The sequence below is a fragment of the Candidatus Sodalis endolongispinus genome (assembly GCF_018777395.1).
GTDB lineage: Bacteria > Pseudomonadota > Gammaproteobacteria > Enterobacterales > Enterobacteriaceae > Sodalis_B > Sodalis_B endolongispinus.
This window is the reverse complement of sequence record NZ_JAFJYC010000002.1, coordinates 474,501-501,430: the sequence shown is the minus strand read 5'-3', so window position 1 is coordinate 501,430 and position 26,930 is coordinate 474,501. Positions and strand designations below refer to the sequence as shown.

Annotated in this window: 25 protein-coding genes and 9 pseudogenes; 16 read left to right on the top strand and 18 right to left on the bottom strand. The window is 52.8% G+C overall.

Features of this window, described 5'->3' with window-relative positions:
• Positions 1-97: 97 nt before the first annotated feature.
• From JZM24_RS19540 to JZM24_RS19535, 3 genes are read right to left on the bottom strand one after another with little or no spacing between them, the layout of a single operon-like run.
• Positions 98-244: a hypothetical protein gene (locus tag JZM24_RS19540; RefSeq protein ID WP_312885039.1), complete on the bottom strand. Its 147-nt coding sequence runs from the start codon at positions 242-244 to the stop codon at positions 98-100.
• Positions 222-1,490 carry a protoporphyrinogen/coproporphyrinogen oxidase gene (locus tag JZM24_RS15610; protein ID WP_312885038.1) on the bottom strand — a complete coding sequence of 423 codons (1,269 nt, stop codon included), beginning with the start codon at positions 1,488-1,490 and terminating at the stop codon, positions 222-224. The genes JZM24_RS19540 and JZM24_RS15610 overlap by 23 nt, the downstream gene beginning before the upstream one ends.
• 51 nt (positions 1,491-1,541) lie before the next feature.
• Positions 1,542-1,721: a hypothetical protein gene (locus JZM24_RS19535; protein ID WP_312885037.1), complete on the bottom strand. Its 180-nt coding sequence runs from the start codon at positions 1,719-1,721 to the stop codon at positions 1,542-1,544.
• Here JZM24_RS19535 and JZM24_RS19530 point away from each other — a divergent pair.
• Positions 1,720-1,941, top strand: a complete 222-nt coding sequence (locus JZM24_RS19530; protein ID WP_312885036.1) for a hypothetical protein — start codon at positions 1,720-1,722, stop codon at positions 1,939-1,941. The two genes, JZM24_RS19535 and JZM24_RS19530, sit on opposite strands and share 2 nt — an antisense overlap.
• A 174-nt stretch (positions 1,942-2,115) precedes the next feature.
• Here JZM24_RS19530 and JZM24_RS15605 read toward each other — a convergent pair whose 3' ends face one another.
• Entirely contained in the window at positions 2,116-2,532 is a 417-nt protein-coding gene (locus tag JZM24_RS15605) for a hypothetical protein (RefSeq protein ID WP_215670806.1), read from the bottom strand.
• 258 nt (positions 2,533-2,790) lie between these two features.
• Here JZM24_RS15605 and JZM24_RS15600 point away from each other — a divergent pair.
• The 4 genes and pseudogenes from JZM24_RS15600 (at position 2,791) to JZM24_RS15585 (ending at position 6,938) form a co-directional block, all read left to right on the top strand.
• Positions 2,791-3,389: pseudogene (locus JZM24_RS15600) on the top strand (ATP-dependent Clp protease proteolytic subunit).
• A gap of 647 nt (positions 3,390-4,036) precedes the next feature.
• The gene (locus JZM24_RS15595) at positions 4,037-4,750 is read left to right on the top strand and encodes a PAS and helix-turn-helix domain-containing protein (RefSeq protein WP_215670804.1); all 714 of its coding nucleotides are present in this window, start codon (positions 4,037-4,039) and stop codon (positions 4,748-4,750) included.
• A gap of 67 nt (positions 4,751-4,817) precedes the next feature.
• Positions 4,818-6,124: pseudogene (locus JZM24_RS19860) on the top strand (purine-cytosine permease family protein).
• 16 nt (positions 6,125-6,140) lie between these two features.
• On the top strand, positions 6,141-6,938 hold the full coding sequence (locus JZM24_RS15585; RefSeq protein ID WP_215670802.1) for a nitrilase-related carbon-nitrogen hydrolase: 798 nt from the start codon (positions 6,141-6,143) through the stop codon (positions 6,936-6,938).
• Positions 6,939-7,191: 253 nt separating this feature from the next.
• On the opposite strand, the gene JZM24_RS15580 is transcribed toward JZM24_RS15585, so the two are convergent.
• Positions 7,192-8,019, bottom strand: a complete 828-nt coding sequence (locus tag JZM24_RS15580) for an SDR family oxidoreductase (protein WP_215670800.1) — start codon at positions 8,017-8,019, stop codon at positions 7,192-7,194.
• 669 nt (positions 8,020-8,688) lie between these two features.
• Here JZM24_RS15580 and JZM24_RS15575 point away from each other — a divergent pair.
• A pseudogene (locus tag JZM24_RS15575) lies at positions 8,689-8,848 on the top strand (transposase); the annotation flags it as partial.
• A gap of 312 nt (positions 8,849-9,160) precedes the next feature.
• A pseudogene (locus tag JZM24_RS15570) lies at positions 9,161-10,436 on the top strand (ISNCY family transposase).
• Between the two features lie 550 nt (positions 10,437-10,986).
• On the opposite strand, the gene JZM24_RS15565 reads toward JZM24_RS15570, so the two are convergent.
• From JZM24_RS15565 to JZM24_RS15530, 9 genes and pseudogenes are all read right to left on the bottom strand, one after another.
• Positions 10,987-11,160 carry a hypothetical protein gene (locus tag JZM24_RS15565; protein WP_215670798.1) on the bottom strand — a complete coding sequence of 58 codons (174 nt, stop codon included), beginning with the start codon at positions 11,158-11,160 and terminating at the stop codon, positions 10,987-10,989.
• Positions 11,136-11,714 carry a PAS domain-containing protein gene (locus JZM24_RS15560; protein WP_215670796.1) on the bottom strand — a complete coding sequence of 193 codons (579 nt, stop codon included), beginning with the start codon at positions 11,712-11,714 and terminating at the stop codon, positions 11,136-11,138. The genes JZM24_RS15565 and JZM24_RS15560 overlap by 25 nt, the downstream gene beginning before the upstream one ends.
• A 170-nt stretch (positions 11,715-11,884) precedes the next feature.
• Positions 11,885-12,422 (bottom strand): annotated as a pseudogene (locus JZM24_RS15555) (type II secretion system protein GspD); the annotation flags it as partial.
• A 132-nt stretch (positions 12,423-12,554) separates the two neighbouring features.
• Positions 12,555-12,665, bottom strand: a pseudogene (locus JZM24_RS19855) (hypothetical protein); the annotation flags it as partial.
• Positions 12,666-12,985: 320 nt separating this feature from the next.
• On the bottom strand, positions 12,986-14,251 hold the full coding sequence (locus JZM24_RS15545) for a hypothetical protein (RefSeq protein WP_215670794.1): 1,266 nt from the start codon (positions 14,249-14,251) through the stop codon (positions 12,986-12,988).
• The gene (locus JZM24_RS15540; RefSeq protein WP_215670792.1) at positions 14,241-14,582 is read right to left on the bottom strand and encodes a hypothetical protein; all 342 of its coding nucleotides are present in this window, start codon (positions 14,580-14,582) and stop codon (positions 14,241-14,243) included. Before JZM24_RS15540 ends, JZM24_RS15545 begins: the two co-directional genes overlap by 11 nt.
• 83 nt (positions 14,583-14,665) lie before the next feature.
• Positions 14,666-14,857, bottom strand: coding sequence for a major capsid protein (locus tag JZM24_RS18110; RefSeq protein ID WP_220098924.1), 192 nt, complete (start codon positions 14,855-14,857; stop codon positions 14,666-14,668).
• Between the two features lie 316 nt (positions 14,858-15,173).
• Positions 15,174-15,512: a hypothetical protein gene (locus JZM24_RS15535; protein WP_215670789.1), complete on the bottom strand. Its 339-nt coding sequence runs from the start codon at positions 15,510-15,512 to the stop codon at positions 15,174-15,176.
• Positions 15,513-15,521: 9 nt separating this feature from the next.
• Positions 15,522-15,671: a phage/plasmid replication domain-containing protein gene (locus JZM24_RS15530; protein ID WP_215671218.1), complete on the bottom strand. Its 150-nt coding sequence runs from the start codon at positions 15,669-15,671 to the stop codon at positions 15,522-15,524.
• Between the two features lie 27 nt (positions 15,672-15,698).
• Between JZM24_RS15530 and JZM24_RS15525 the strand changes: the two genes are divergently transcribed.
• Positions 15,699-16,532, top strand: coding sequence for an oxidoreductase (locus JZM24_RS15525; protein WP_215670787.1), 834 nt, complete (start codon positions 15,699-15,701; stop codon positions 16,530-16,532).
• A gap of 101 nt (positions 16,533-16,633) precedes the next feature.
• Here JZM24_RS15525 and JZM24_RS15520 read toward each other — a convergent pair whose 3' ends face one another.
• Positions 16,634-16,975, bottom strand: coding sequence for a hypothetical protein (locus JZM24_RS15520; RefSeq protein ID WP_215670785.1), 342 nt, complete (start codon positions 16,973-16,975; stop codon positions 16,634-16,636).
• An 85-nt stretch (positions 16,976-17,060) separates the two neighbouring features.
• Positions 17,061-17,693, bottom strand: a complete 633-nt coding sequence (locus JZM24_RS15515) for a hypothetical protein (RefSeq protein ID WP_215670783.1) — start codon at positions 17,691-17,693, stop codon at positions 17,061-17,063.
• Between the two features lie 125 nt (positions 17,694-17,818).
• Here JZM24_RS15515 and JZM24_RS15510 point away from each other — a divergent pair.
• From JZM24_RS15510 to JZM24_RS19505, 5 genes and pseudogenes are all read left to right on the top strand, one after another.
• Positions 17,819-18,640: pseudogene (locus JZM24_RS15510) on the top strand (integrase core domain-containing protein).
• Positions 18,641-18,711: 71 nt separating this feature from the next.
• Positions 18,712-18,960 (top strand): hypothetical protein, encoded by a 249-nt coding sequence (locus JZM24_RS15505; RefSeq protein ID WP_215670781.1) that lies wholly within the window; start codon positions 18,712-18,714, stop codon positions 18,958-18,960.
• A gap of 3 nt (positions 18,961-18,963) precedes the next feature.
• Positions 18,964-19,443 carry a hypothetical protein gene (locus JZM24_RS15500; RefSeq protein ID WP_215670780.1) on the top strand — a complete coding sequence of 160 codons (480 nt, stop codon included), beginning with the start codon at positions 18,964-18,966 and terminating at the stop codon, positions 19,441-19,443.
• Positions 19,444-19,481: 38 nt separating this feature from the next.
• Complete coding sequence (locus JZM24_RS15495) at positions 19,482-19,715, top strand: hypothetical protein (protein ID WP_215670778.1); 234 nt, start codon at positions 19,482-19,484, stop codon at positions 19,713-19,715.
• Positions 19,648-21,369, top strand: a pseudogene (locus tag JZM24_RS19505) (autotransporter outer membrane beta-barrel domain-containing protein); the annotation flags it as partial. The gene JZM24_RS15495 and the pseudogene JZM24_RS19505, both read left to right, overlap by 68 nt.
• Here JZM24_RS19505 and JZM24_RS19850 read toward each other — a convergent pair.
• Positions 21,350-21,553, bottom strand: coding sequence for an autotransporter outer membrane beta-barrel domain-containing protein (locus JZM24_RS19850; protein WP_376775559.1), 204 nt, complete (start codon positions 21,551-21,553; stop codon positions 21,350-21,352). The pseudogene JZM24_RS19505 and the gene JZM24_RS19850 sit on opposite strands and share 20 nt — an antisense overlap.
• A gap of 178 nt (positions 21,554-21,731) precedes the next feature.
• Between JZM24_RS19850 and JZM24_RS19845 the strand changes: the two genes are divergently transcribed.
• Positions 21,732-21,980 carry an autotransporter outer membrane beta-barrel domain-containing protein gene (locus JZM24_RS19845; RefSeq protein ID WP_376775571.1) on the top strand — a complete coding sequence of 83 codons (249 nt, stop codon included), beginning with the start codon at positions 21,732-21,734 and terminating at the stop codon, positions 21,978-21,980.
• Between the two features lie 958 nt (positions 21,981-22,938).
• Here the strand turns inward: JZM24_RS19845 and guaD are convergent.
• Positions 22,939-24,264: pseudogene (gene guaD / locus JZM24_RS15480) on the bottom strand (guanine deaminase).
• Positions 24,265-24,891: 627 nt separating this feature from the next.
• On the opposite strand from guaD, the gene JZM24_RS15475 reads away from it, so the two are divergent.
• Together JZM24_RS15475 and ydfG are read left to right on the top strand one after the other, a co-directional pair.
• On the top strand, positions 24,892-26,007 hold the full coding sequence (locus JZM24_RS15475; protein WP_215670772.1) for an aldo/keto reductase: 1,116 nt from the start codon (positions 24,892-24,894) through the stop codon (positions 26,005-26,007).
• A 47-nt stretch (positions 26,008-26,054) separates the two neighbouring features.
• Positions 26,055-26,759 carry a bifunctional NADP-dependent 3-hydroxy acid dehydrogenase/3-hydroxypropionate dehydrogenase YdfG gene (ydfG, locus tag JZM24_RS15470; RefSeq protein WP_312885052.1) on the top strand — a complete coding sequence of 235 codons (705 nt, stop codon included), beginning with the start codon at positions 26,055-26,057 and terminating at the stop codon, positions 26,757-26,759.
• The last annotated feature ends 171 nt before the right edge of the window (positions 26,760-26,930 follow it).

Here is a 26,930-nt window from a genome sequence, read left to right as displayed (position 1 = left end):
CTAAGTCGCTTTTCCGCCCGCGACGGTCGGCTTCTGCCAGCCCAGTCTTCGCCTGCAACGGGCTTGCCTATCCAGCTTGCCCAAAGTGCGCACTGCGTCAACGAACCAGACCCATTTTCGGCTGCAGCGTCTTAACCGCTTCGGCGGCTTTTTTGCCGGCGATAAAAGCATGATTAGAGTTGTAATATTCCCATTCGCTGTAGCGGCCCGCCAGCAGAATGTCATAGCCGGACGGTGGCGACATGGGCCGCCCGGGCGTGATCATACAGCACATAGGCATAGGGCATATCCACCATATTGGCGGTGACGATCTTATCGTCTGCGCGGAACAGGCCAACGCGAATGCAGTCGCTGATACAGCGATCGATCAGCGCCTGACCCTCCAGCGGCAGCGGCTTGTAACTGGAGTAAGTCAGTTCGCAGGTCAGAGCGAAACCGCCCGGCGCATTGCTGTGCTGGCTGGCGTTGCCATGAACAAAAATACGGTGGAACAGTGTATCCCCCGGGTAATAGATCCAGTGCTTATCGGTCAGCGCCGATCGGCCTATACCCAAATTAACGCACCGTACGGAAATATGTCGCAGCGCGTGGGCAGCGTCATTAACCGCATCCGGGGCGGCGTCGCCCATCATGGCGATAAGCGCCGGCAGCGGCATGGTGCTGATAAGGTCCCCATACCGGTAACGGCGGCCATTGTCCAGCGTGAGCAAATGTGCCTCGGGCTGCAGCGACACCACCTCGGAGTCGGTGGCAAGCTCTCCGTGCAAATGCGGCAGAAAGCCCGACATCAGCGCCTGAAATCCCCCCTTCAGAGGGTAGCCAAAACGGGCATTAGGTCCCTGCGGCGGCCCTACCGGCTCCAGCGCACCGGAGATGATTTGATCCAGATCCGGTAGCGGCACTCTGCCGCCGAGCCAGGAAGTTTCCATTTCCGACAATGGCACGGTCCACAACTTTTGGTTGTAGGGCAGCGCGAAATGTTTACCAATGCCATCGCCACAGGCTTGTTGTATGAACTGCTCGAAATTGCCGGGGATGCGGCCTGCCTGGTCCGGCCCATCGACGTGGGGGGCGTCGGCGCTATCGGCGCTCACCGCCCCGGCATGGGGAAAACGGGCGGCAATCGCTCCTAATAAACATTCTTTGATGACCGCCGGCGGTAACCCGTATAGCGCGCCCTGGAAAGGATAGCGGGAGTAAACGCCCTGGCTATAAATCCAGGCCTCGCGATCTTGCCAATGCATATTGTCGCCCAGCAGCTTTTCATAGAGCCCTAAGACATAAGGATCGTGTGAGAACATGATGTGGCCGGCATAATCGAAGGTGAAACCATTATCCTCAATAGAGCGACACCAGCCGCCGACCTCGCGATGACGCTCCAGCAGCAGCGAGCCCGCGCCATAATGATAGGCGGCGCTAAGACCGGTGGGACCTGCGCCGAGAATAGCGCAGGGCACCGTGGTGACGTGAGCCTGTCGTGCGGGGGACACCAGGCTGACCGTCGTGGTGTCGGTGGCCGCCCGTGGCTGTGCTTCGCGATGTCACCCAAGGGAAGAGCGGTGGCGGGCAGCATCTACCGCCTGTTGTATTATCCCGGCCATCTTATCCGCGCTTTCGTCCCAGGAGGTGGCGGCGACAATGGCCTGCATTTGCGCCGCCAGCGCGTATTGCCGCTCGGCGGGCAGCGCCAGCCTTACCGGCCAAAAATTGCGGCAGGGCATGATAGGGTTGCTGACCGTAGTAGTGAATATTGTGTCGCCGCGGCAGGTTATCGGGGGCGATTTTCACCACCGGACCGACGATCACGCATTGCCAATCTGGATGTTTGTCGGCCAACGCGGCCAGCAGCGGCAAATCGAGACGTTCGTCAATCACGCCATAAAACCCCAGGCGCGGGTGCGGCAGGTCGCGTTGCAGCGGATGATCATTGCTCCTGTCTAGCGCTTGCTCGAAATGCACCGCATCTACGCTGCTGGGGAAGCAAAATGCGTTATCGTGGCGCGCTTGCTTGGCCCGGTGCAGGCTGGGCCCGCCGGTGCCACAAAGGCAAAAGGGGCCGGGAAACCCTGGGCAGCACACCGCGTCGGCTGGTCCCAGGCATCACCAAGACCGCCCTTATTCGCCTTGTTGCGGCGTGGCTGCCAGACGAGAGTCGAGCCACAGAGACAGATATCCCGTTTCGATACCGTACAAACAGGCGGTAGGCAACATGGCTTCCATTATGCGGCAGCTATAGAGCAAAATGTTGACCTCACTGAAAAGTGATGTGAATGTTAAAAGGAAAATTACCCGCGCGCCGCCTGCCGTTGGCGAACCGTGTTTGACCTGCACCGCCGCCGCCGCCTCGCCAAAGCCGGTCTTCTGCGCGGCGCCGGGTAACGCTGCGGTTCTACCTGCAACAGAGCTGGATGCCTTGGGCGAATAACGCAGGATGAAATCGTGGCTACTCAGCAACGCAGGGTAAAACGGGGCACCTGCGTGGATACTCAGTAACCCAGGCTGAAAACGGGCACCTTCGTGGCTACTCAGCAACGCAGGTCAAAACGGAGCACCTGCGTGGCTACTCAGTAACGCAGGCTACACGGGGCACCTTCGTAGCTACTCAGCAGCCCAGGCCAGCGGCCGGTTAACGCCGAGTTTAGCCAGCCAGGTTATCTGTCGGGCAATACAGGAAGGCCGACATGGAAAGATGAATCGCCTTACACAGTCGCCTGGCTGCTATTCTTGAGCAGGATAGCCCCTGGGGATGCTAGACTGTCACGGTACATCATTCACTCGGAGTAACAGCATATGTGGTCCCAAGCCAAAAACGATGAAAAAGAGCAGGACAAGAACGAGGAGTCGCATCTGATTCAGAAAAAGATGCTCGACTCTCGTTCCATTATCATTTATGGTGAAATTAACCAGGCGCTGACCGAAAAGGTGGTGTCGCAACTGCTATTGTTGCAAGAAATCGATGATCGACCGATCAAACTTTATATAATAGCCAGGGCGGCCATGTTGAATCCGCTGACACTATTCACGATATCATCAAGTTCATCAAGCCTACGGTGCACATCATCGGTACCGGCTGGGTCGCCAGCGCCGGCATTACCATTTTTCTGGCGGCGGAGAAAGCCCACCGTTATGCATTACCCAACACGCGTTTCATTATCCACCAGCCGTTAGGCGGGGTGCAGGGGCAGGCGAGTGATATTGAGATTGAAGCCCGAGAAATCATTCTGATGCTGGAACGCGTAAACCGACTCATTAGCGACGCCACCGGACAACCCTTGGAAAAAGTGAAAAACGATACCGACAGAAATTATTGGATGACGCCGCAGCAGGCGATGAACTATGGCATCGTCGGACGGGTTCTCACCTCATTCAACGAACTCAATCTAGATTAATCCGGGCGACCCGCGGACCGTGTCCCGGTAAAGGCGGTGCCGGAAGGGATCCCGGCGCCCAACCGCGCGAGTTGTCAGCTTTGTACCTTACTCGCGGCGCGTCGCTATTGACTGCATGATCCAACTCAGCATTTCCTTCGCTGCCGTCTAAATTCAAATTAAATAATCATTTTTTATTATGATAGAAATAAATCAATGTTAGCACATCAAGGTCCCCGCCGGTATTGAAAAACATAATACAATTAAGCGATGCGCAGGTTCCCATAACAGTGCCTGCATCAACGTTGGAAACGTTAATTGACGACATTGCAAGCATTTGGCTTCAGTAATATGACACGCTTTTCCCTTTGTCAGACAGCGTTTAAAAATCATATTGTTTGATGGCGGTCTATATTTAAGGACCTCCCTTTTAGCTGCCCGCGTTGGAGTGAAAGGCGAATAATTTTTGGCCAATTGTTGTCTCTAATCCCGGACAGTCATTACTTTAAGGTATCGATTGAATCGTTTCGATTTCGGATAAGAGTTAAATAAGTCGGCATGAGCTTATTGACGGTAGGTAATGACCTGAGTAAAGTATATCAGCGGATGACGTTTTTCTTGCTAATACACTATAGGATGCTTCGAGGAATCAAAAAGGAGGCGATACAATGGATGTTGACATCTCCCCTCAACTGATATCTATGTTTGAAAATAGCAAAGATCCGTGGGGGGTAAAATTATTTACACATAATAAATCATTCTACTACTACAGTAATCAATCTAATCTTGACATGCTGAATCTGCCCATTAACTTTGATATTGAAGGTAAAACCGATATCGAGATACCTCATCCGACATCAGAATTTGCCCATCATTTTCAGAATCATGATTTTGAAATATTAAAAAGGCAGGTCAGCATAACTTCTATTGATATCTATCCTTACGGAAAGGAGGTAACTCTGCAGCCGTATGCCTGCGAAAAGTTCCCACTTTACGATAGCAAAAAATGTTGTATTGGGGTGATTTATCACGCCCGGAAATTTACCCCCTACAACCTGAGAAATCTCCTTAATGTTAATTTGCCCTGCACCTACACTTGTCGACGCGGTACAGATGACGGCGGGGCGCTCGACCCGGATGATATGTTTACGGAAAGAGAAATGGAAATCATCTTTCTCACTATTCATGCTTTAAGTGCAAAAGAGGCTGCACGGGTCCTTAATATTTCCCATCGCACGGTGGAAAATCGATTGCGGATTATTTATCAAAAAATTGGCATCAATTCCTCATCACAACTTGTCGAATTTTGCAGGCAAACGAAGTTACATTGCAACATTCCGCCTGGCCTGCTTAGGATGGGAAGTTACCTACATTTTCAATAAGCATTGACAACAACGGCACGGATGTCGGTCGGGAGCCGGTTATTTGTATGGGTTTACTTATTTCTACATGGATATTTCTATGAATGATGATTTTGTTTATGGCAGAGTTCCCCGTGCGCAGCGTTCCAGTCTTTTCACCGTCACGTTGATAAGAATCGGTTCCATTACCGCGCTGTCGCAATTTATGCTTGGCGCGACACTAGGGCATGCCATGTCATTTTGGCAGGCGATGCTGGCTACCCTATATTAGGGAGCTTGATTCTGGAATTTGTCGGTCTGGGACTGGGCCTTGCTGGCGTACGCGAAGGGCTGCCCACTTCGCTGCTTTCCCGCTGGTGTGGCTTTGGCCGATTGGGCTCCGCCCTCATTGGTCTGGCGATCGGCATCAGTTCGCTCGGCTGGTTTGGCGTGCAAAATGGCGTATTTGCCAAAAGTCTGGCTTATGCTTTTGAAGGCAAGCTGTCTTTCGCCTGGTGCGCCGTTATCTCTGGTTTGGCCACGACGCTGCTTGTCGCTTTTGGCTATCGCGCCTTGGGCTGGACGGCGAGAATTGCAGTGCCGCTTTTTATCCTAATTGTAGTGTATGCAGCCTATCAGGTGTTGCCCGGCCACAGCACTGCCGAGATATTCGGATATGCCCGCGATCGCGCGGCGACGATTACACTTAGCGCCGGGGCAACAATGGTGGCGGGCGGCTATATTGTCGCGGCGTTGATTACGCCGGATATCAGCCGTTATTGCAAAGACGGTAAAAGTGTGTTTTGGATGATGACTATCTCTATCATCGTTGGGGAATTCATTGTCAATGCCTTGTCGATTTTAATCGCTCATGTACTCGATACGGAAGACGTGGTAAGCATTATGACGCAAAGCGCCGGCTGGTTAGGGGCTGCCTCGGTGATGCTGGCGGTGGTAAAGGTCAATGACATCAATCTTTATAGCGATCGCTCGGGGTAAGTAATTTTATTCATGTCTGGTCCGGTCTGCGCATCAAATACAGTTACATCACATTGGTAGCCGGTTCAATAGGAACGGAACGCTATTCACCGTGTCGGGGATTTTGCACAGATTCATCGATTTTTGATGATGGTCGGCGTGGTCTTTCCTCCTATCGCCGGTATTATGCTGGTTGATTATTACCTTTTGCGTACCCACCGCGCCCTGCTAGACGCCACGCGCCAAGAAGGCACGCTCCCCGACAGCACCGCAACCCCGTTTATGAATGTCATTGCTTTATTTTCCTGTGGCGTGGCTGCCGTCTCCGGCTACGTTATTACTGCGGGTATTCCCGCACTGAATGCGATAGCCATCTCCGGCGCTCTTTATTGGCTGTTGTCACATCTCAAACAAATAATAGTAAAACGCGTGTCATAAGGGTGAGAGGTAACCATTGTTTAAATTAGCTTTAGTGCAAACAGATACCTATTTAGGTGAAAAAAGAAAAAATCTTGAACGACTGCGACAATTTTGCTACACCGCCAAACAGGAGGGCGCTGAACTCATTTGCTTTCCTGAATTGGCCACTACCGGTTATGCGCCAACGCTATTGGGCCAGGAATATCGCGCATTGAGTGAAACGCGGCAGGGGGAAACGGACCGCATGTTCAGCGCTCTGGCAACCGAGCTGGGGGTCATTATTATTTTCGGTTTTATTAAACGCGATGTGCAAACCAACGCCGTTTATAATGCCGCAGGCGTCTGGCTGCCGGGGCAGGAAAGTTGGCTGGGGGTATTTAGAAAAATGCATCTTATCCAGGAAGAAAAACGCTGGTTCACGCCTGGTCAGCATCTTCCTGTATTCGATACGCCCCTCGGACGCATCGGCGGTATGATTTGTTATGATGCAGGATTTCCTGAAGTCGCTCGCTGTCTGACGCTCAAGCAGGCCGACTTTCTGCTGCTGTTATCTGCCTGGCCAGAAAAAGACAAGGATATTTGGTATATTAATGGCCCTTGTCGGGCGCTGGAAAATACCGTCTATCTGGCCGCCGTTAACCGCTGGGGCAGAGAAGGCGACTGCCAGCTGTTTGGCGGCAGTCAGATACTCAACCCGCGCGGTCAGGTGATGGCGAGAGCGACGGAGCACGGAGAGCAAATCCTCTATCATATCCTTGACGGGCAGACTCAGTCGGCAATACGCAATACCTTGCCTTATTTAGCTGACCGCCAACCCGATTATTATCGCTAAATGATTGTTGGCTGTCCGGCAGCCTGATTATTATCGCTGATTCATTTTTGCTGTCCGGCAGCCAGGTGCTTACCGGTAGATCCTTTCCCGACCTTGCAAGCACGGGCTGGCGTTTGAAAGACGACACCCGGGGCGCGGGCCTGCTAATACAGGCCAACCTATCACGCGGAGATTCCGCGCCCGGCACTACCTTCGGCGCGTGGGCTTTTGTTCCGTTAGCCGTGGTCCGGTCGATTAACAGCAGCGTTCACCGTTAAGGCGCGTCAGCCCCGGCGGCCACTGCCTCCTGGGTTACCAGTTCGGCCAGCTGTTGGTTAAGCGAGCGATGGATATTGTTAAATGCGGTGCTGCCCAGGGGTAAGTGAAACGGCGGATGTGCCATATCGGCGGCGGCAATCATGGCATCGACCGTTCTGCCCGCATCCCCTTTGATGGCAAACTCACCCGCCAGGAGCGCCGCGCGCATCTTGCCGGCCGCCGTGTTGTCATAAGCCGCCAGAGGCGGGGCCATGACCAGCGATTGCGCGAACCGGGTCCCGGTCGGGCCCGGCTCCACCAGAATAAAATCGATGCCGAACCCGGCAACTTCTTGCGCAACCGCATTAACAAACCCCTCAATTCCCCATTTCGTCGCGTGATACAGGCTAAAACAGGGGTAGGCGATGCGGCCGCCCTCGGAAGAAACCTGCATGATCCGCCCGCCGCCCTGTTGACGTAACTTAGGAAGCACTGCGCGAATCAGCTGGATCGAGCCGGTCAAATTAGCGGCAATTTGCAGGTCAATCTGACTGTCGGTCACTTCTTCCGCCGCACCAAATAACCCATAGCCCGCATTGCTAACCACCACATCAATCTTATCGGCCAGGGCAAAGGCCTGCGTCACGGCCGAGCGAATGCTGTCATTGCGGGTAAGATCTAAAGTAATAATTTGCAGGGCGTCGCCATACCGTTGCTTCAAATTATCCAACGCGTCGGGTTGACGCAACGTCGCGACAACTTTGTCATGGCGACGCAACAACGTTTCGGTCATGCCGCGGCCCAAGCCTGCGGACGTTCCGGTGATGAACCATATCTTATTCATTGTAACCTCCTATTTGCCGGGCTAACGTAGGGCCGAAATCGCTGTATTTTTCACGTAGCAGCGTCAAAATTTTTGGACCGCAGTTCAGCCGGGGCGCAATTGTTTGCAGGCTTGCAGCGTAATTGAGATAACGGTCCGGCAGCGCCATCAATCTGATAGCGACCGCGTCAGACGTTTATCGCAGCCCTGTGGCAAAGAAGGGATCCGGTCGAGTGCTTTCTGGCTCATGGTGAGCAATACAATCGTGATACTCCATACTGCCTGAATAAGAACTGGCTAACTGGAATACGACATTTTTAACTTAGCCCAGAACGGGCAATACCAATTGGGGCTTACAAGACAAGGTTTGCTTTACCTGCTTTATGTTAAACATTCCCGTGAGTAGTCAGAAATACGCTCCAGTGAACCAGCGTATTCACTCCACCTGTGCACAGATAGCGTATAAACGTGCTTCGGTGCGATAACATTGCTTTGACAAGGCGTTCCACAGATTCAATCCCTACTTCAAGTAATAGTTACTTATTGTAATAAGCCTTTAACACACTCGAAGCGCTGGTGTCGCAGATGTGGTATTAATACTTCTATATGAAACGATTCGAAAACGTACGATTGTTTTCTGAAAATTTAATAAACAGCTAACTTATTTTCCATAAAAAAGCTTCTTGGGAAAATTTCAAGACAGGGGGTAAGCTGGCAGCCTGCGTTGGGCTGACTCGTTGCAATACAGCAGAGGCGGCAATTCAAAGCTTGGCAGGATAACGAAAGCAGCAGATTCTTATTTGCAAATGCTGCTAGTTCAGGAGGGGCGCGTTCGTTGTTGATTGCTGCCTGAAGCGCCGACCGGTGGCAGCTTCCCGCCTGTGGCACTCCGGCGGCGCGGTGATATTTTCAACATGCAAACTGACCATCGTGACCGGTAAGACCAACTGGGAAACCGTGTCGCTTTATTCTTCTAACTGAAAAGAGCAACGGGGCAATATAGGTCTCGGTGAACCGTCATCACATTTAACATAATTAGTATTATGCGCACCGACGGTGTAAGCCCCATTTGATAATGTCACTTTTTAGCCAGTTGATAATGTCACCCGGATACGTCGCTTTTTCCACCTTTTCCGGGAGATCTCTGCTGATGCTGGTGACCATGTCAAACAAAGAGCTTCACCGCCTTCCTGTCATTCAGGCTGTCATTGAAAAACGTCTGCGCCGCCGTGATGCGGCCTCTCAGCTGGATCTTACCGAGCGTCAGGTTCAGCGGCTTATGAACCGCTACCGCGAATCTGGTGCAGCCGGTCTTATCCACGCACGACGCGGCAAGCACGGCACGCATCACACTTTTGCCGTAGAAAAACTACAGGAGCGACACGGGATTAAGATCTCCACTGAGACGCTGCGATGCTGGATGACTGCTGACGGGCTCTGGATCCCGCACGCGCGTCGTCAGCCCCGTATTTACCAGCCACGGCACCGGCGCGACTGCCTCGGTGAAGTTATCCAGATTGACGGATCGCATCATGACTGGTTTGAAGGTCGCGCGCCAAAATGCTGCCTGCTGGTTTACGTTGACGATGCCACCGGTCGCGCCTGATGCATCTGCGCTTTTGCCAGAGTGAATCAGCCTTCGATTACATGGTGGCCACACGTAGCTATCTTGATAAACACGGCAAACCGGTTGCGTTTTACAGTGATAAGCATGCGGTGTTTCGCGTCAGTCAGGCAGAGACACGACGCACCGGCATGACGCAGTTCGGGCGCGCGCTGCACGATCTGAACATCGATCTTATCTGTGCTAACAGCTCTCAGGCCAAGGGGCGCGTTGAGCGCGCCAACCTGACGCTGCAGGATCGGCTGGTTAAGGAGATGCGCCTGGAGAATATCACCGGCATTGAGGCCGCGAACGCCTGGATCGAAACGTTCATCAGCGACTTCAACCGCCGCTTTGCCAGACCGGCAAAATACCCGAAAAATCTGCACCGCACCGTCTCAGAGAGCCGCCCGGAACTGGACGATATTTTCGCCTGGCAGATGCTGCGGACGCTCTCAAAAACACTGACCTTTCAGTACGATAAAATCCTGTATCTGGTTGCACCAACTGAGAAAAACTCACGCATAGCCGGAAAAAAATCCTCGCTTTTGATTATCCGGACGGTACGCTCGAATTCCGCTACGGCAGCAAAACGCTGGAATATCAGATGTTCGATAAGCTGGGCTGCATCAGTCAGGGACGCATCGTTGATAACAAAAGGCTTGGCGCGGTGCTGAAGCTGGCGCAGGAAAAACAGGATGAACTTGAAGCTGCCGGGAAAAGGAAACGCAGCCAACATATGCCCAAAAGGCGGGCTCAGGTTCAGGCACAACTCAGAGCAATTAACCCGGTTCTGGCTGAGCCGGCGATCTTCAAATCCGGCCTTAAAAAATGAGCTCACTGCCCTTTTCTCTTCATCAGAAAACAGCAGAAAGTGACATTTAAAAGCGGAAAATCAGGGTGACATTATCAATATGGATAGACAGACGGACCATAATAGGCAATGTAAGGCGCATGATGCGACTTTAAGTCAAACCCTTTGGGATTGCATTACCAAAGGTGCTAATGTTGAATGTGGTGCGTTACGTGGGGTTTTTGGCGGCGCTGTAAGTAAGGTGTCGCAACGGCGCGTTGCGACCTCAGCGACCGGGGTGCATCCGGCGACGCAAAAAGACCGGCCTGGCAGGGGCGCAAGCGCGGGGGCAAGTGCCACTCGATACGTACGCCCTGGCTTCGGCGGACACGCACTCGCGCACCATGATAGCGCAGTATGCCGCCTTACATGCGCTGACGCGCATAAAAAAAACCGGCCACAATCGCCGGTTAATGAAAGGAATGATGTAAGAGGTGTTGCATGAAAGGTGGTGCAAGTAGAGATTAAGGCGTATTTGACTGACGCACCTTACCCTGTTTCCCTGCTGAACCACAGTGAGTTTTCTACGTAGCTAGGCCGCCAGACGCGCCACCGGCTGACTGGACGGGTGCAAAAACCGCGACGGGATATAGCGGTCAATGCCTTCGCGCTGGCAGTAGGCGCGGAACTGGCGCAGATTGTTCACTCCGGCTTTCTGGTATAACACGCTCAGGCGGTTCTCTACCGTCCGGAAAGAGACGTCCATACGTCGCCCCGTTTCTTTGCTGGACGAGCCTTGCATGACAAAAAAGCCACGTCCAAGTCCTTGATTGACCAGTCGCATGGCGGGCGCTGGAACCGCGCCACATAGGGCACTTGCCCATCCAACCACTGTAACGGGGAAAAAAACAGGCAGCGCCGGGCGTGAAACAAGGTGCCAATACAGGCACCGTCGTCGTTGTAATAGGGATAGATTTCATACAGATAGTGCTGCATCACCGATTGACGGCCAAAGGGAAAGGTATTCAGCACGCGCATCCCATGCCCGCGCTGGCGCACCTGCCCGTGTTGCGCCTGAAATACCGCCGAAAAATCCGCGCCCGGATGCGGTAACCCGCGGTCGGTGCGCCCTTCCAGCACAAAGCCCTCCGGCAGCGCCAACATGTCACGCAAGGCGGCATTGGCAAAGCGATAGCGACACGCCTTGTCTAACACCCCACACGGCTCATCACAGCCGGTTAACAACGCTACTAGTGACGGCGCCAGCGCAAAACGATCGTTGCATGCGCGTGAAGATTGGGTAGGATCCGAATCAGCCATAGTCAAAGTCCTCTTTTGATGGTGGTTAGCTGTGTAGTCGGACTACCATCCGGCTATCACAGCGCTAAAAACAAACACATCTCTCGATTGTGGTTACCTCATGCCCGTCCACCGCTACCATCACGGCGGGCGCGCTCCCCGCACCGCTGCGGGGCACGCCCGCCGCGCTGTTATCGTCGGACCTTGCTCACCTGTAACACCACGAGCAAATCCGTTTTGTTCTGCTCATCCGACGCGCCGGTTAACCAGCCTTTGGGCAAAAAACTCAAACCGGTTTTCGCTGACGACAATTTGCTTTCCGCCAACCAGCCAAACAGGATGATATCGCCATCACCCACTGCCACCTGCGTCTTGACCTGCCGTTTGGTCAGGATGGGACTGTTATTGACGCCGGTATCGGTTTTCACAAAGTCGGATAACTGTTGGTCGATAGTCAACTCCACCACGTCCGCCAGAATCTGCGGCGTCACCTGCAAAATCACCCCGCTGGAGCGGTATTCCACCGACTGCACCGGGCGGTTATCGGCATAGCTGACCTTGCCCAGCACCGGCACATCAGCCCCGACAGAAAAAAGCCGCTTGAGCGCCATTTTTCACCCGTAGGCGTGGCGAACTGACCACATGGAAACGGCTATCGGTACGAAACAGCTCATACAGCGCATCCAGTGAGCCGGTATTAATACGGATAAAATTATCAAAGCCGCCCGCCTGTCCAAAGGGAAAAAAATCCGCCGCCTGTACCTGCTCATTGGTCACCGGCACAATTTCACCCAAAGCGTCTGCTGAGGCTTTTTTGACCGTGACGCAATAGTCATAAATCTTTTGCGGCGCGATACCGTAAATATTGGTCACTATCCGCCGCCACGTCAGACAGGCGGGAATAATGACGCTCGCCACCACTTCATATGATTTACCGCTGCCCGGTAAGCCGACATACGCCGAAATCGCCATGCCTCACCCAATCAATGGAATACGACGAATGATAAAGCGCGTAAAGTAAGCTGAGGTCATTAATTTAAATCCATCAGCAAAAAAAGGTTCAAAAAATACCATACTGAATCAGGCAGATTGTTAAATAACGTCGTCACCACCTGAAACTGTTTAATCAATGTGCCAATAATGGGTATCATTTCTTTAATAATAAAGTAGAGTGCAAAAAACAAGAAAAACTTCGCCACTGAGCCCTTAAAGACAAACGAAACCAATACTCTGACCAGAGCGAACAACCCTGAAAAACAAAACAATAGAAGTGACTTAATAATTATCTCCCCCTATGCATAAAAGACGACACGAAAAGCCGCCAATGACCAAATCAATAACGAAAAAATAGCAAACAGCGGTCGGATCTTCTCGATCAATTCACAATGATTATCAATAACAATATGCTTTTCCCAAATGTCAAGCAAAATCACAGGACAAGCCACATTTGTAGGCGTTAACGACACCCCTTCCAAGGGTAATAAATCCAATAATGTTTTTAATATTTCATTTCCCCCGGGCGGCTCCTGCATATCAGGCAAGTTTATTTCTGGTAAATCTGCATCAGAAATTGCCTCACCGCTCCCCGATAATGAGCCGCCTCCCGACAACACATTATTTGTAGCGTTATTAACATTCTGAGGAAAGGTAATGTCAACCTGATTAGTTACATGGTCAACCACAGGCGAAAGCAATTCAAGATGAGTGGGTGAAATATTTAACGCTTTTAACGCCTTATTTACTTCCTCTTCGGTAAACAAATCCGTTGAAGAAAAAAGTATACCCTTATAATCTGTCGATGAAGCCGCTTGCATCATAAAATAGTTAATCAACCTCGTCAGTAAAGCAACATCCAATGCGGGCGGATTATCTTCCAATTTATCATAAACTGAATCCAAATCACCGATAATTTGCACAGGCTTATTTATTTGTGGCGTAATCGGCGTAAATGAAGATGATGCTGGCATGGTTGAACCATAAGCCCAATGGTCATTAATTCTAATTAAAGCATTTTGCGTGCCAGAAAATGCCTTTTCAACATCACCATAGACACAATTATAAGCATCACCAGAAATACAATCTTGCGTAATATACACCCCTTTTATAGCCACTTGCACATTTAACCTATCGCTTAACCACATACTGCCATCCAGATAAGGATAGAGGCCACCACCGGCCTTACTTATCACTTCAAAACTTTTTACGGAGCCATCATGGCGCGGTGTATAATTTTCTTTTAAATAATCCATGGCAACTTGCTCTTCATTATCACCATAGTAACATTTCCGATTATCATCCAATGTAAATCCAAGACAAATATAAAAACGCGCTGTAGCCGGTACATCTGGCTCATCAGATTTCCATCCCGACGCATCAAAAGCCGGTGATAACGATGAAGAGGAAACATCAGATGAAACACTTTTGTCCGAATAGACAAAAACAGGATTAGTAAATGTGGGTTGGAGCTTTTTTATTTCAACATCGGGAGAATAATCTTCATCCATTACCACCGATATTTTTTCTTTATCAAAGCCTTTCATCACTTCATCAATCGACATTATCCCTGAAGCAACCACCTAACCCTGCCCATGTTGTCTTGCCTAAACGAGATAAACGACTAGTAGATGACGCTCTTAACGCCTGTTGTGCAATTTTTTCTGATAAATGTCTCGCTGTAGCACGAGCAACCGTCAAATAGACCGCATCATTAGCCGCCGTCTGTGTTGCTACTGTTGCCGCCGCACGACTGGCAATCAAACGCGCTATTAAAGGACGCACTGCCAACACAACCAATGGATTAGCCATAACAGGCACGGGCCATGTGGCAAACAGCATAAATACACATAACGTATAAAGCGCTATCCGTTTAATCCCTGTATTGCAGCCCATGCACATAATAACCCCCACATAAATCCCAGCATATTCCAGTCAAGCATCAGCATAAAAATGGGCGTTACGGACACTTCCCTTTATCAGGCACTTTTTACCATGCGCAATATCCAGCGCACCCCGGCAAATCCGGCATACAACGTAATCATCGTTGCAGCAATTGCCATAATGCCCGTTAATACACTACTAAAATTTACCGCATTCGTTAAGGGTGTTAAGTCGATACCCTGAGCCGCTACCGGAGGATCAGCCCATGCGGGCATCCACAACCCCATAGCAAAAAATAACAGTAACGCAGCAAAATAACCTTTTACTGTTTGTATGTTAATATTTACTTTACCAATAAATGATATTATCCGCGCTTAACCATATTTAATAGAAGGCCAATACCTTTTGAAAATAAATACAGTGAACACACGGAGGTAAACGCAATCCCCTAGAATTGACCTATCGTTGCCGTGTCAATCGCAGAGGATTGCGGATATGGCGACTCAGAGAGTGTCAACGTTACAGACAGGCAATTCTGACCGGATGGCATATCGCAAATCTGTCCGGTAACCGTCACATTTTGAGATGCCATAACGGACTCCGTTATTTGTTTTTATTCTCTTCTATGATTTCAAAACCTAAAATTTCAAGTCGCGCCCATGCCATACCATTATACTCACCACTTCGTTCATTAAAAGTTATTTCAAGCACTTTTCCTTTAAGCGAATCAATTTTACGATGAAAACCCGTTTGCACCAAATCATTAGTAATAAGAAATTCTTGAGTGCTTGAATCAATAATGCCAAATTTATTTATTTTTTGTGATTGCAAGCCAACATAAATCTTCTTGGATTCCGTCATCTTGCCATCATCATCTTTAAATGTTTTTACTTCATTAAACATACCACAGTACACACCACGGAACATAAATCCAGTTAACATAGAACCTCCTTAAGCAACACGTAAATGATTAGGACGAATATACCAATCTGGCATTACTGCGTCAGAAACCGCAATTTCACGAGAATTACGAACAAATACAGGACTAAACTTCGACACATTGCAGCGCTGAGCTATATCAATACGACAAGATAATAATATGCATCTTCCATTTTAGTGGGAGGTGGTATGTCAAAGGCAAAAACGCTTGTAATCACGGGTGTCAGTAGCGGCTTCGGTCGTGCTCTGGCGCAAGAGGCGCTCAGCGCGGGGCATCGCGTCGTCGGTACGGTGCGTAACATGGAAGCGAAACGGGCTTTCGAGAAGCTTAATCCCGCCAGCGCTTTCGGACGGCTCTTAGATGTGACGAATGTCACAGCCATGGAGGGGATGATGGCCGACATTGAATCCGTTATCGGGCCGGTGGACGTGTTGGTCAATAACGCCGGCTATGGCCATGAGGGCGTGATGGAAGAATCAGTGCTTCTGGAAATGCGTCGCCAATTTGAGGTGAACGTCTTTGGTGCGGTGGCGATGATCAAAGCCATACTCCCCGCGATGCGTCAACGACGCCGAGGCCATATTATTAATGTCACGTCGATGGGCGGTTTCATCACCATGCCCGGTATCAGCTATTATTGCGGCAGCAAATTTGCGCTGGAAGGAATTTCCGAAGCGCTGGGCAAAGAGGTCAAACCTTTCGGTATCTTTGTAACCGCGGTGGCGCCCGGTTCGTTTAGAACGCAATGGGCAGGACGCTCCATGACTCGTACCCCGCGCACCCTTCCCGAGTATGATGCCCTGTTCGACCCTATTCGCACCGCCCGGGAAGAAAAGATCGGGAAGCAGCTCGGTGACCCGGTGAAGGCCGCGCGAGCCATGTTAGAGATCATTGAATGCGATTCGCAGCCGGCTCACCTGCTTTTGGGCAGTGATGCGCTGGAATTGGTGCGCGGTAAGCTCAAAGCCTTTGCCGGTGAAATCGCCGCCTGGGAGACGTTAACGCGTTCCACGTACGGTTAGCACCCCGCTGCGCATTCGGCGTGGAACAGGAAACCGTTCCACGCGCGCAGGCCGGGTAAAATGCCCCTGAGGTTCCCCGCAAGCGGAGGGGCAAACGATGTTTAACAGGTGGACGCCACCTCGCACAACGTGTGTAGCGTGCCTCGCGTCAACAAGGGTGGAGAGGCGTTGATTCCCTCTTGAATAGGCGAGCCGAACACCAATCGATCCTGCAGCATGAGATGGGTATCGGAAATGGTCAACCGTTCTTTTTCAAGGCCGTGCTTATTGAATAGCATGTTGACGTTGACCGTGGATGATATATAGCTTTGTTGATGATTGGTGGGTGATAGGCTATCGACAGCATCGCCAAATTCCGCCACGGGCCATTTCAAGCCAATAGCAATATTTACGCCATGGGGTTTACTCACCTCAAAACTCACCTCGGGTTTTCCCACTTTCATCCATACATTATCCACGCAGATGAGGTTGGGCGGCTGATGTGTAAACTGATTAAATACCTGGTCCTGAACGCGTGTGCCAATGCTTTCAGGAATCAGATAACGACTCAACGCCAGCAGACTCATGGGATTGTTGTCCACCATAGTGGATAGTTGTTCTAATTGCCGCTGTTTCAATGGCGATAGACCCTGTTTGTCCCAGCCAGCTATCTTTCGCTTGGGCGATAAATTGGCTGCCCTTGTCGGTAAGCCAGCGGCTGTAGCTCAGATGGCTATTGTCTATTTTTAGATCAATGCCTTTACTTAAGGATTTGATGAATTCACCGTCCGCTACCCACGCATCGACTTCTTGGGGATGATGTACCGGCACCCGAAATTCCTTATCGATAAAGGTTTGCAATTGCGCCGACGGCGGATGAGCACTCACTTGCTGTACCGAAACGGATTCTATATTGCCAGACCAGTTTTGCGCCACTTTGATTTCCGGCGCGGGTAACCGGGTTAATAAGGACCGGATGTTGGCAGCCTCCTGTTGCAGCGTTTGGCTAATACCTTTGGGTAAAGCAGCAATATTTTGATCGACAATAGCGGTTTGGTCGGTGGCGTGACCCATCATCACCACCCTGGAAAAATCCTTCGACGTAATGTTTTCCGGCACCGCCAGATCACTTGGCCAGCACTCGGTAAATACCGCGGACAGATCCTTTTCGCTGTAGGGCATTTGCAAGTATTGCTGAATATTATCGATCTGCTGGTGATTTATCCCCCTGAAACACCAGACAGTAGCTGTATATCCAGATAAGAGATAGGCTTGAATATATGTCTAACACTAACGCCAATTTTGATATGACCGGGATCCCGTTAGGTCAAGAAGTCCGTAAACGTAAAACTCCTCAGGAAAAAATGGCCATTATTCAGCAGACGATGGAGCCCGGCATGAATGTCTCCCATCTCGCACGACTGCACGGTATCCAGCCCAGCCTGCTGTTTAAGTGGAAAAAGCAATATCAGGAAGGCAGCCTCACTGCCGGGGAGGACGTTGTTCCTGCCTCTGAGCTTGCAGCTGCATTGAAGCAGGTCCGGGAGCTCCAGCGCCTTCTGGGATCCTAAAAGAAGCCGTGGAGTACGGCCAGTCACGAAAATGGATAGCGCACGCGCCCTTGTTGCCAAAGGCCGGGGAATAGCACAGGTCAGCCGCACCATGAGCGGGTCGCGTGCGCCGCTGTCACTGCGGATTAAGCGTTCTGCCGACTGGCAGGACAGGCGCTGTAACCGGCGTAATGACGAAGCAGACGCTGAAATACTGTCGGACATCCTCGACATCATCAGCGATATGCCCAGCTACGGCTATCGGCGGGTGTGGTGCATCCTGTGTAAACAACGTCGCGCAGAGGGACTGCCGCCGGTAAATGCGAAACGACTTTACAGGATCATGTGTGAGCATAACCTGCTACAGCGGTGAGCAGCCCGCAGGGCAATGGCATGGCCGAACGGTTCGTGAAGACGATGAAGGAAGACTATATCGAGTTCATGCCAAAACCGGATGCGAGAACAGCCCTGCGAAACCTTGCAGCAGCGTTCACGCATTACAATGAAAACCATCCGCACAGCGCGCTGGGATATCACTCTCCGAGAGAATACCGGCGGCAGCGGGCTTCGTTAACTTAAGATACAAAAGCTGTACGGAGATGGCGGGGCAAGATCAACACTTCTCATTTCAGGAAGAGATGCGATATACTATGAATAAAATACACACACTATCCTGGGGCATCATTGCTGTTATAATGGCAATGCATCAGGTGCAGGCAGAGTCTACCTTTGATTATGCGAACTATCATCGCCCCGATCTTTATAGTAAAAAGAGTTGGTTATTTCGTGATGAAACAGCCCGCATCTTCGACGGTGCCGGGCATTTGCTTCCAACCGAAGGGACATCGACTAAAATCGCTGGCAATTATCCAAGGGCGCTATTGTTGCTGGCGCCATAGTCCGTGTTTGCCATGGGATCTGGAGATAAAAGTGCGCGGCGTCAGGCAGCGTTCGCCCTTTCCGGCGACGCCGAAGATAGCGCCGAGGCCGATGGCTTAACGCTAATTCGTTTTGATTCTGATATAAAAAAACATCTTCGCCTGAAGCATATTGTTATTGAAGAACAGAGCAAGTGTATTTTGGACCAGCCTTTGATCACTGACGCTACAAATACGGCAGCTGCACGTTCATTAAACAAAAAATCTCCATTCACTACGGTGCACGTGTTAAATGGCGCACTTTTTTTAAAGGGTAATGCCAACGTGGATGCCAAAAAAACCATTATCCATAAAGCGGGTTTTTTGGGCGGACGCGGTGTTATTTCTGGCGACGTCAATAATGAAGGAGGGGTAATTTCTGTTGGCTATAATCAGGATGAAAAAATAAATGCATCTGAGAATAATCAAGCCGTGCAGGGCAGCAAAAAAATGCGCTGGAAATAACGTGGAGTTATTCATCCGAGAATAATGGTCAGGTTATAGTGTATATTGATGCACAAAAACCTACCACAGAGCCTTATCTTATAATTAAACAGGGCGTGCAGGGCACCAGTCTTCTGATTATTGACAACATTAAGGACGATAATATTCAAAATAAGATAATTAGAAACAATGGATTGCAGCTTATAACAGCAATGAAGAGCGCCAATGCCAGGGCATTTAGATTTGCTCCTCAAGAAATCGGTGCTTATTTTTTTCCTGGACCATACGAATGAGGGGCAACATCAGTGGGTACTTAGCGGCCAACCCACAAAGGCGGGATCATTACTTGTGACGTCGGGTGCCTCGACGGCGCGCCTGCTGACGCAATCGCCAGGGGACACGTTGGCTGTTATGGCATTACCGCCCCCAAAGCCGCCGCGTATGTTGTCTAATAACCAAGCTGCCCCCGAGTTAGCATCCCTTCGTGAGACCGCGAGTGAGGCGGCTTTACCAAGCGAGGCTGTCGTATCGATTAGCGCGCGCGACGTCGCTTACGACGGTACGCCCTTACCGCCGCGCAATGGCAAGTCAAGCGCCGCCGGCCAGGTGAAGCTGACTTCAAACGATGATGACCGGTCCGAAGCAGTGGCACCGTTACGTCGTGAGAGTCGGGCGCCATCGTACGTCAGCCTGGCCCCCTCCAGCGCGAGTGACGGAGTGTACGCTGAATTGACTCCGTTGCATCGTGATAGCGGGTTGGCATCGGTCGCCAACCCGGACTTAGCCTCCTCCAGCGGCAACACGCGCGAGGTTGTCGTTAAGGCGGCCCCGGCGAGTTCAATTGCCGGCGATTCGCCCTTCGCTGTCAATACCGGTGTTTATAGCGCGAGAGAAGACTGCGACACCGGTCGACGAGATAGTGTTAATTCGGCTGAGCGTTCAGTCTTCGATATCCGCGATCGCCGGACGTTTTCCGAAGACAGTTTGGCGTTGTCTGCGATAAGCAACAGCACAGTCCGATCGTTCTCCGGCGAAGGCGGCGATGCGCTTTTTGTGCCCGCGATGCCGGATGCTGCAATGGACGCTCGTGGCGGAGATGACATGGCACGTCAGCCTGATGCCGATAAAGGTGAAGACGTGCCCGCCACGCCTCTCGCAGCATCGTTGCCTGAAATTGACGCTCGGCGCACTGTGGCCTCTCGCGCGGATGACAAGACCGGGGCTACGCATTACCACCACCGCGGTGAACCAAGCCCTCTGGAGGATGGAAACGACAACCATTTCCAAAGCCTGACAGACGGGGGTAACGCCCCTGAATGCCCGGGCCGCGCCAGTGACAGCGGTTACCTGAATCTGGTTAATGAGAATAATGACGGCGTGCTTTGCCACCCGGTTAGCGATGGACGCGATAGCGGGTACTTAAGCCCGGCTGACGGCAATAACATCGGTGATCTTCCCCGCCTGGACGAAGGCGCAAGCAGCAACCCCATACCAGAGGCAAACACAAGCGATAACCTCAGCGGCGAAGTGATGGAAAATGTGACTGAAGGCGGAATCGCTGATGGCTTGCCCGCTGGCCTTACCTCCTTTGCGCCACCGACAGTAATCGTGCCAGCGGTCGGCGTTTACGCCGCCAATCATGCCCTGGCCAACACCCTGTTTATCAGTCGCCGCTCAGAGCGCAACGGCGCGGCCGGGATGACGGTGGGCAGTCTGGCGATGAACGCAGATCCTCGTCCCACACTGTGGCTGCGTATCCTTGGCGGAGAGACGCACGCTTTCGTCGGCAACGGCAGTCTGCAGACCCGCACCAAACGTCAGGTTGTTCAGGGCGGCGGAACCATGTTGCAATTCAGCCGCAGCGGGCAAGACAGTGGGCACGTCGGCGTGATGTTAGGCGCCGGTAAAAGTATGACGCTAAGCCGCTCTACCCGGGTTTCCAGCCACGCCAGCGGCGGGCTGCAAGGCGATAGCCGCTTTCCAGTGTTCCGCTCACGCCGGCGCTGCGGTAATGCTCCATCGGCACGTTGGTATGCTGGACGTCGTTGTTAAACCAGCTATAGCTAAGTTGGCCGTCAATGTAAGCGCCGTCCAGACCGGGCTGCTGCTGCCAACCGGCATATAATCCCACCGTATCGCTGGCGGCTGCATCAGGGCGAGCGTTTTGCCGTGTTTATTGAACCGCTTTGGCAGGTGTCTTGGATGGGAGTCAAGACGGACCGGCTTAGCACCCGGAGCGCCTATCGCGATGTCACCTTGACGTCGGCGCCCTGGCAAACCCCGGCTGGTGACCCGTCTCAGCCTGTGCGCTGGCGCAGACCCGTCGGGCTCAACCTTATGTGGAGATTAACTGGCTCACGACGTCCCAGCCTTTCGGCGTACAAACCGGCCATGGTCGATATGTACAGGACGGCCGCCGGCAACTGACTGAAATCAAAGTTGGTCACGAGTGGCAACTGACCCCTCAGATTGGCGTCTGGAGCCATTTAGCTTTTCAGCGCGGTGCCGGCGGTTTCAGCGATACGGCCGGATCGCTAGGGGTTAAAGTGCAGTTTTAGCGCCAACATCGGGATTAGCCCGTGCTGATCTCGTGCGCTTCATTCTTACCAACGCCATATCGCAGGGCGCTAGGTCCCTTGAGTTCTCTGCCATCTCCTATTCCTTAACCGAAATTATTACCTCATGATGACTTTTAATAAAACCTTGCTTGGCCCGATCATTGCCCTGGTTGTCTTGGTTGCCCTGGTCGCGTTATCCGCGGCTATCTGCCCTGTCATCCGCCCGCTATTAGCTCCTGGTGAAAAAGCCGTATCCGTTGTCAAGAAACCTGACACGTCGCGGCAACCGCCGGCCGGAAAACCTGATGGGGTGCGGACACCTCCGCCAGACGAAAAAGCGGTCGACCTGCGGATGTCGCCCCCTCCCGGCGGCGATGCCGCCGATCCGCAGACGCCTTCGCCCACCGGGGTAAATCCCCTTGCCCTGCGTTGGTCTTTGCCTGATGAGTTCGCTACTGTCAGCCTGCGGTTGTCTAGGCTCCCGTCGCCACACGGCCGCCAGTGTTTGTCCGGTTCGACACCAACGGGGTTAGCCTGCGTGGGGCTGGATCCGGCGCGGCGGCGGCTACGAATGTCGCCCGTCGCTGTCACACCGCTTCCGCTCGCGGAGGGCCTACACACCCTGGAACCGCACCAAGAGGCCTGTCGCCACGCGGGGGGCGAAAATGAGTTACGCCGAGGCCGGCCGGAGAACTTTTTTTCATACGGTGCGCATGACTAAGCGGCTGCTCAAAATGCTGAAGAAAGTCCGGCAAATAGCCGCCGCCCCTTTTCACCCTGCCGCTTAGACGATAGTTTGCCTTAGATTGCCGGCGGCACAACGACAGGCTATCAACCCGGGGGCCCCTACCGAGGTTCAGGTTCCCGGACACCCCTTGAAACAATACATGACATTGTCACTAATTTTGCGCAAATCGCTCACCCAGTGCGGCGATTGGCCACCGGCGGCGTAATAACATCACGGCGCCGGCCGCTCCTGCTGGCCGCGTTGCCAGACTATTTCGCCCTGAAGAAGCGTCTGAAAGATATTGCGATCATCACCCAGCATCATCAGGGCAAATAACCGCTCATGAATATCTTTGGCGTTTTGCTGACGTAAGCGCTGCAGCGGCGTCGCTGCGGGATCCAGAACCACCATATCCGCCTCTTTGCCCACGGTAAAATTACCGATAACGCCCTCCAGCGCCAGCGCCTGGGCGGCGCCGAGCCTGACGTGATAAAATGCTTCGTAAACCGACAGCCGATAATGTTGCAGTTGCGCGACCTTGTAGGCTTCAGACAGGGTTTCCAGGGCATTGAAGGTGGTGCCTGCGCCGACATCGGTACCGATGCCCACCGCGACGCCGACGTCCCAGCTTTTCTGAAGGTTGAACAGCCCGCTGCCCAAAAACAGGTTTGACGTCTGGCAAAACGCTATAGCTGAACGGGTTGTTGCCAGACATTGCCACTCCTCCTCCAGGTGCAGGCAGTGGGCGAAAACACTTCGATGCCCGGTCAAACCGTAATGATGATACACATCAAAATACCCTGCCCGCTCGGGATACAGTTCCTTGACCCAGGCCACTTCCTGCGGGTTTTCGCTCAGATGGGTTTGCAACCAGATATCGGGATATTCCCGCTTCAATGCCCCCACGACCGACAGCAATTGCGGCGATGAGGTGGGGGCAAAGCGGGGCGTTAATGCATACCCCAATCGCCCCTTATTATGTCAGCGTTCAATCAGCCGGCGGGTATCGCGCTCACTTTGCGCCGGCGTTTCCAGCAGCGCTGCCGGGGCATGTTAATCTATCATGACTTTCCCGGCAATCAGACGCATATTTCGCTCTGACGCCACGGCGAACAACGCGTCTACCGACGCCGCGTGCACCATAGCGAATACCAGCACGCTGGTGGTGCCATTGCGCAGCAGCTGATCAAGAAAAAACGCTGACATCGCGGCCGCGTGGTCGGCACAGTGATACTGGCTTTCGGTCGGGAAAGTATAATGATTCAGCCACTCCAACAGTTGGCTGCCCCAGGCGCCAATCATCTCGGTTTGCGGGTAATGGACGTGGCAGTCAATAAAGCTCGGCACAATGATTTTGTCGGGATAATGGCTAATGGGGATTGACGGCGGCAACTGGTTTTGCCCTTCTTCCCAGGTTTGTAAGGAGCGGATTTTGCCAGCGTCGATGATCATCAAGCCATCACTAATGAAGCGCGCCGCCTGTTCCAGCGCGTCGGGATGATGCACGGTGTGGGTGGTATCAAAAAAACTGCCGCGAATGGCTTTAATCGAATGCATAGTTTGCGCCTGTCATAACGACCGCCAGAGCGGTGGCGAGGTGGCCTCGCCATCCCTGCTCCCGCGGTGCGAGATTACGTTGCCGCGCCCGGTAGTTTGAGATAATAACCCCACCACCTGCTGGTAAGGCAGTGCAAGCACCAGGGAGCGCAGGCGCGGGGCGCGGAAAGTTGAGCGCATAAGTATCGCAAGAGAGAGGTCAATTTGGCAAAAAAACAAATCAAACTATTTACTATTACATATCAATTGGATAATGGTCATAATTCTTGTGCAATGATGATGGTTTGTCTTCGGCGCGCGTTCTTAACCAAGGCCAGCGTTTGCGGTGATGTCATAACGATTGCCCTGACCAATTAATTATCGTGCTATTTTTATAACGGGCAAATGACAACCCATCGACGCGATGATTTGCCCTGAACGACATCGTCTCCATGACCTTACTGCTCCAACCGCAGCCATGCACGCTCTTGAGGCAAGATAAACCTGGCGGCGCCGGCTTACGCCAGGCGCACGCTGACATACCCAGTGCCGCCATGCAGACGACCAGCGACCACCACACAGGCCTAAGGCGACCGCCAGACCGGCTGCCGTCTGTGCCCACGTAAAACCTATAACGGAGGAAGCGCGATGGAATATCGTCAATTAGGGCAGTCAGGATTGCGGGTTTCCGTGCTGAGTCTCGGCACCATGACCTTCGGCGGCAAAGGCAAATTCGCTAAAGTCGGTAACAGCGACGTGGCGGAAGCCCGTCGTCATGTCGATATCTGCCTGGAGGCGGGAGTCAATTTTATCGACACCGCCGATGTCTATTCCGCCGGTGGCGCGGAAACGATCGTCGGCGAAGTGCTACAACACCGCCGCCAGAATGTCTTGCTGGCCACCAAGGCACGTTTCCCCATGGGCGACTGCCCCAATGACCGGGGGCTATCGCGCCATCACCTGATCCGCGCCTGTGAAGCCAGTTTGCGACGGTTAAAAACCGACTATATCGATCTTTATCAGTTGCATGAATGGGATGGTCTGACGCCGCTGGAAGAAACGCTGTCCGCTTTGGAGCATTTGGTCAGCGACGGTAAGGTCCGCTATGTCGGTCTGTCCAACTTCTCCGGTTGGAATATTATGAAAACCCTCGGCGTCAGCGAGCGGTTGGCGGGGGTGCGCCCGGTCAGTCAGCAAATCCACTACATTCTCCAGGCCCGCGAAGCGGAATATGAGATGCTACCGATTGCGCAGGATCAGGGGCTGGGCGTGCTGGTGTGGAACCCGCTGGCCGGCGGGTTGCTGTCAGGTAAATATCGCCGCGGTCAAAAACCCGAAGGCACCACCCGTCAGCTTGCGGAGTGGAATGAGCCGCCGGTCTATGACGAAGAAGCGCTCTACCGTATTGTCGATGAACTGGTGGCCTTCGCCGACGAACGCGGCGTGTCGGCCGCGCAGGTTGCGCTGGCGTGGTTAATCAGCTCGCGGCTGGTGTCCTCGGTTATCATCGGTGCCCGCAATGAAGCGCAGCTGCGCGACAATCTGCAGGCGGCCGATCTGGTGCTCGGCAGCGCCGAATTGCAACGTCTGGCGCAGGTCAGCCGACCGCCGTTAATTTATCCTTACTGGCATCAGGCGCAAACCGCCGCCGATCGCCTGTCGCCTGCGGATCTGTCTCTGATAGCGCCCTATTTGCGTCATCCCGATGGCAGAGGATCTCTAATGGCGTCTTCGTGGGTCTGCCATAACCAAAAAGGAACGTAACCATGATTATTTTTGTAACCGGCGCGACTGCCGGCTTTGGCTAAGCCATTACTCGTTTGTTTATCAAGCAGGGACATAAGGTTATCGGGACCGGTCGCCGTGAGGCGCGCTTGCAAGAACTCCGGCAGGAATTTGGCGACGCCTTTCTCCCGCTGCAACTGGACGTACGCGACCGCGCCGCCGTTGCCGCACAGGTGGCAGGGCTACCTGCCGAATGGCGTGAAGTGGATGTGCTGGTAAATAACGCCGGTCTGTCGCTGGGTATGGAGCCGGCGCAAAACGCCAATTTGGATGACTGGGAAACCATGATCGATACCAACAACAAGGGCCTGGTCTATATGACCCGCGCGCTGTTGCCGGGTATGGTCGAGCGCCGGCGCGGGCATGTTATCAACCTTGGCTCTACGGCCGTCCGCTGGCCCTATGCCGGCGGCAATGTGTATGGCGCCACCAAGGCTTTTACCCGTCAGTTCAGCCTCAACCTGCGCACCGATCTGGTTGGCACGCGCGTCAGGGTGACGGATATCGAACCGGGGTTGGTGGGTGGCACGGAGTTCTCATCGGTGCGATTCAAAGGCGATGAGGGCAAGGTGGAAAACACCTACAAAAATGCCGATCCGCTGATGCCGGACGATATCGCCGTGGCCGTGTTCTGGGTGGCAACCCTGCCCGCCCATGTCAATATCAATGTGCTGGAAATGATGCCGGTCAGCCAGTCTTTTGCCGGGCTCAGCGTGCACCGCGAGGGGTGATCCGGCGAAGGGCGTTCCGCCGGGGACGATGCCCCGGTCTGCGACGCACCCTGCGGCGTCGGCAGCGGGTCGCAGCCGACCTTCCGCGCCTTAAGGGCATGTCAGCCTGCGCCGCGGCGGCGTAGTGAGACTGACGCGCCGGGCAGGGACTGGCAAGCCCGCCAGACCCGC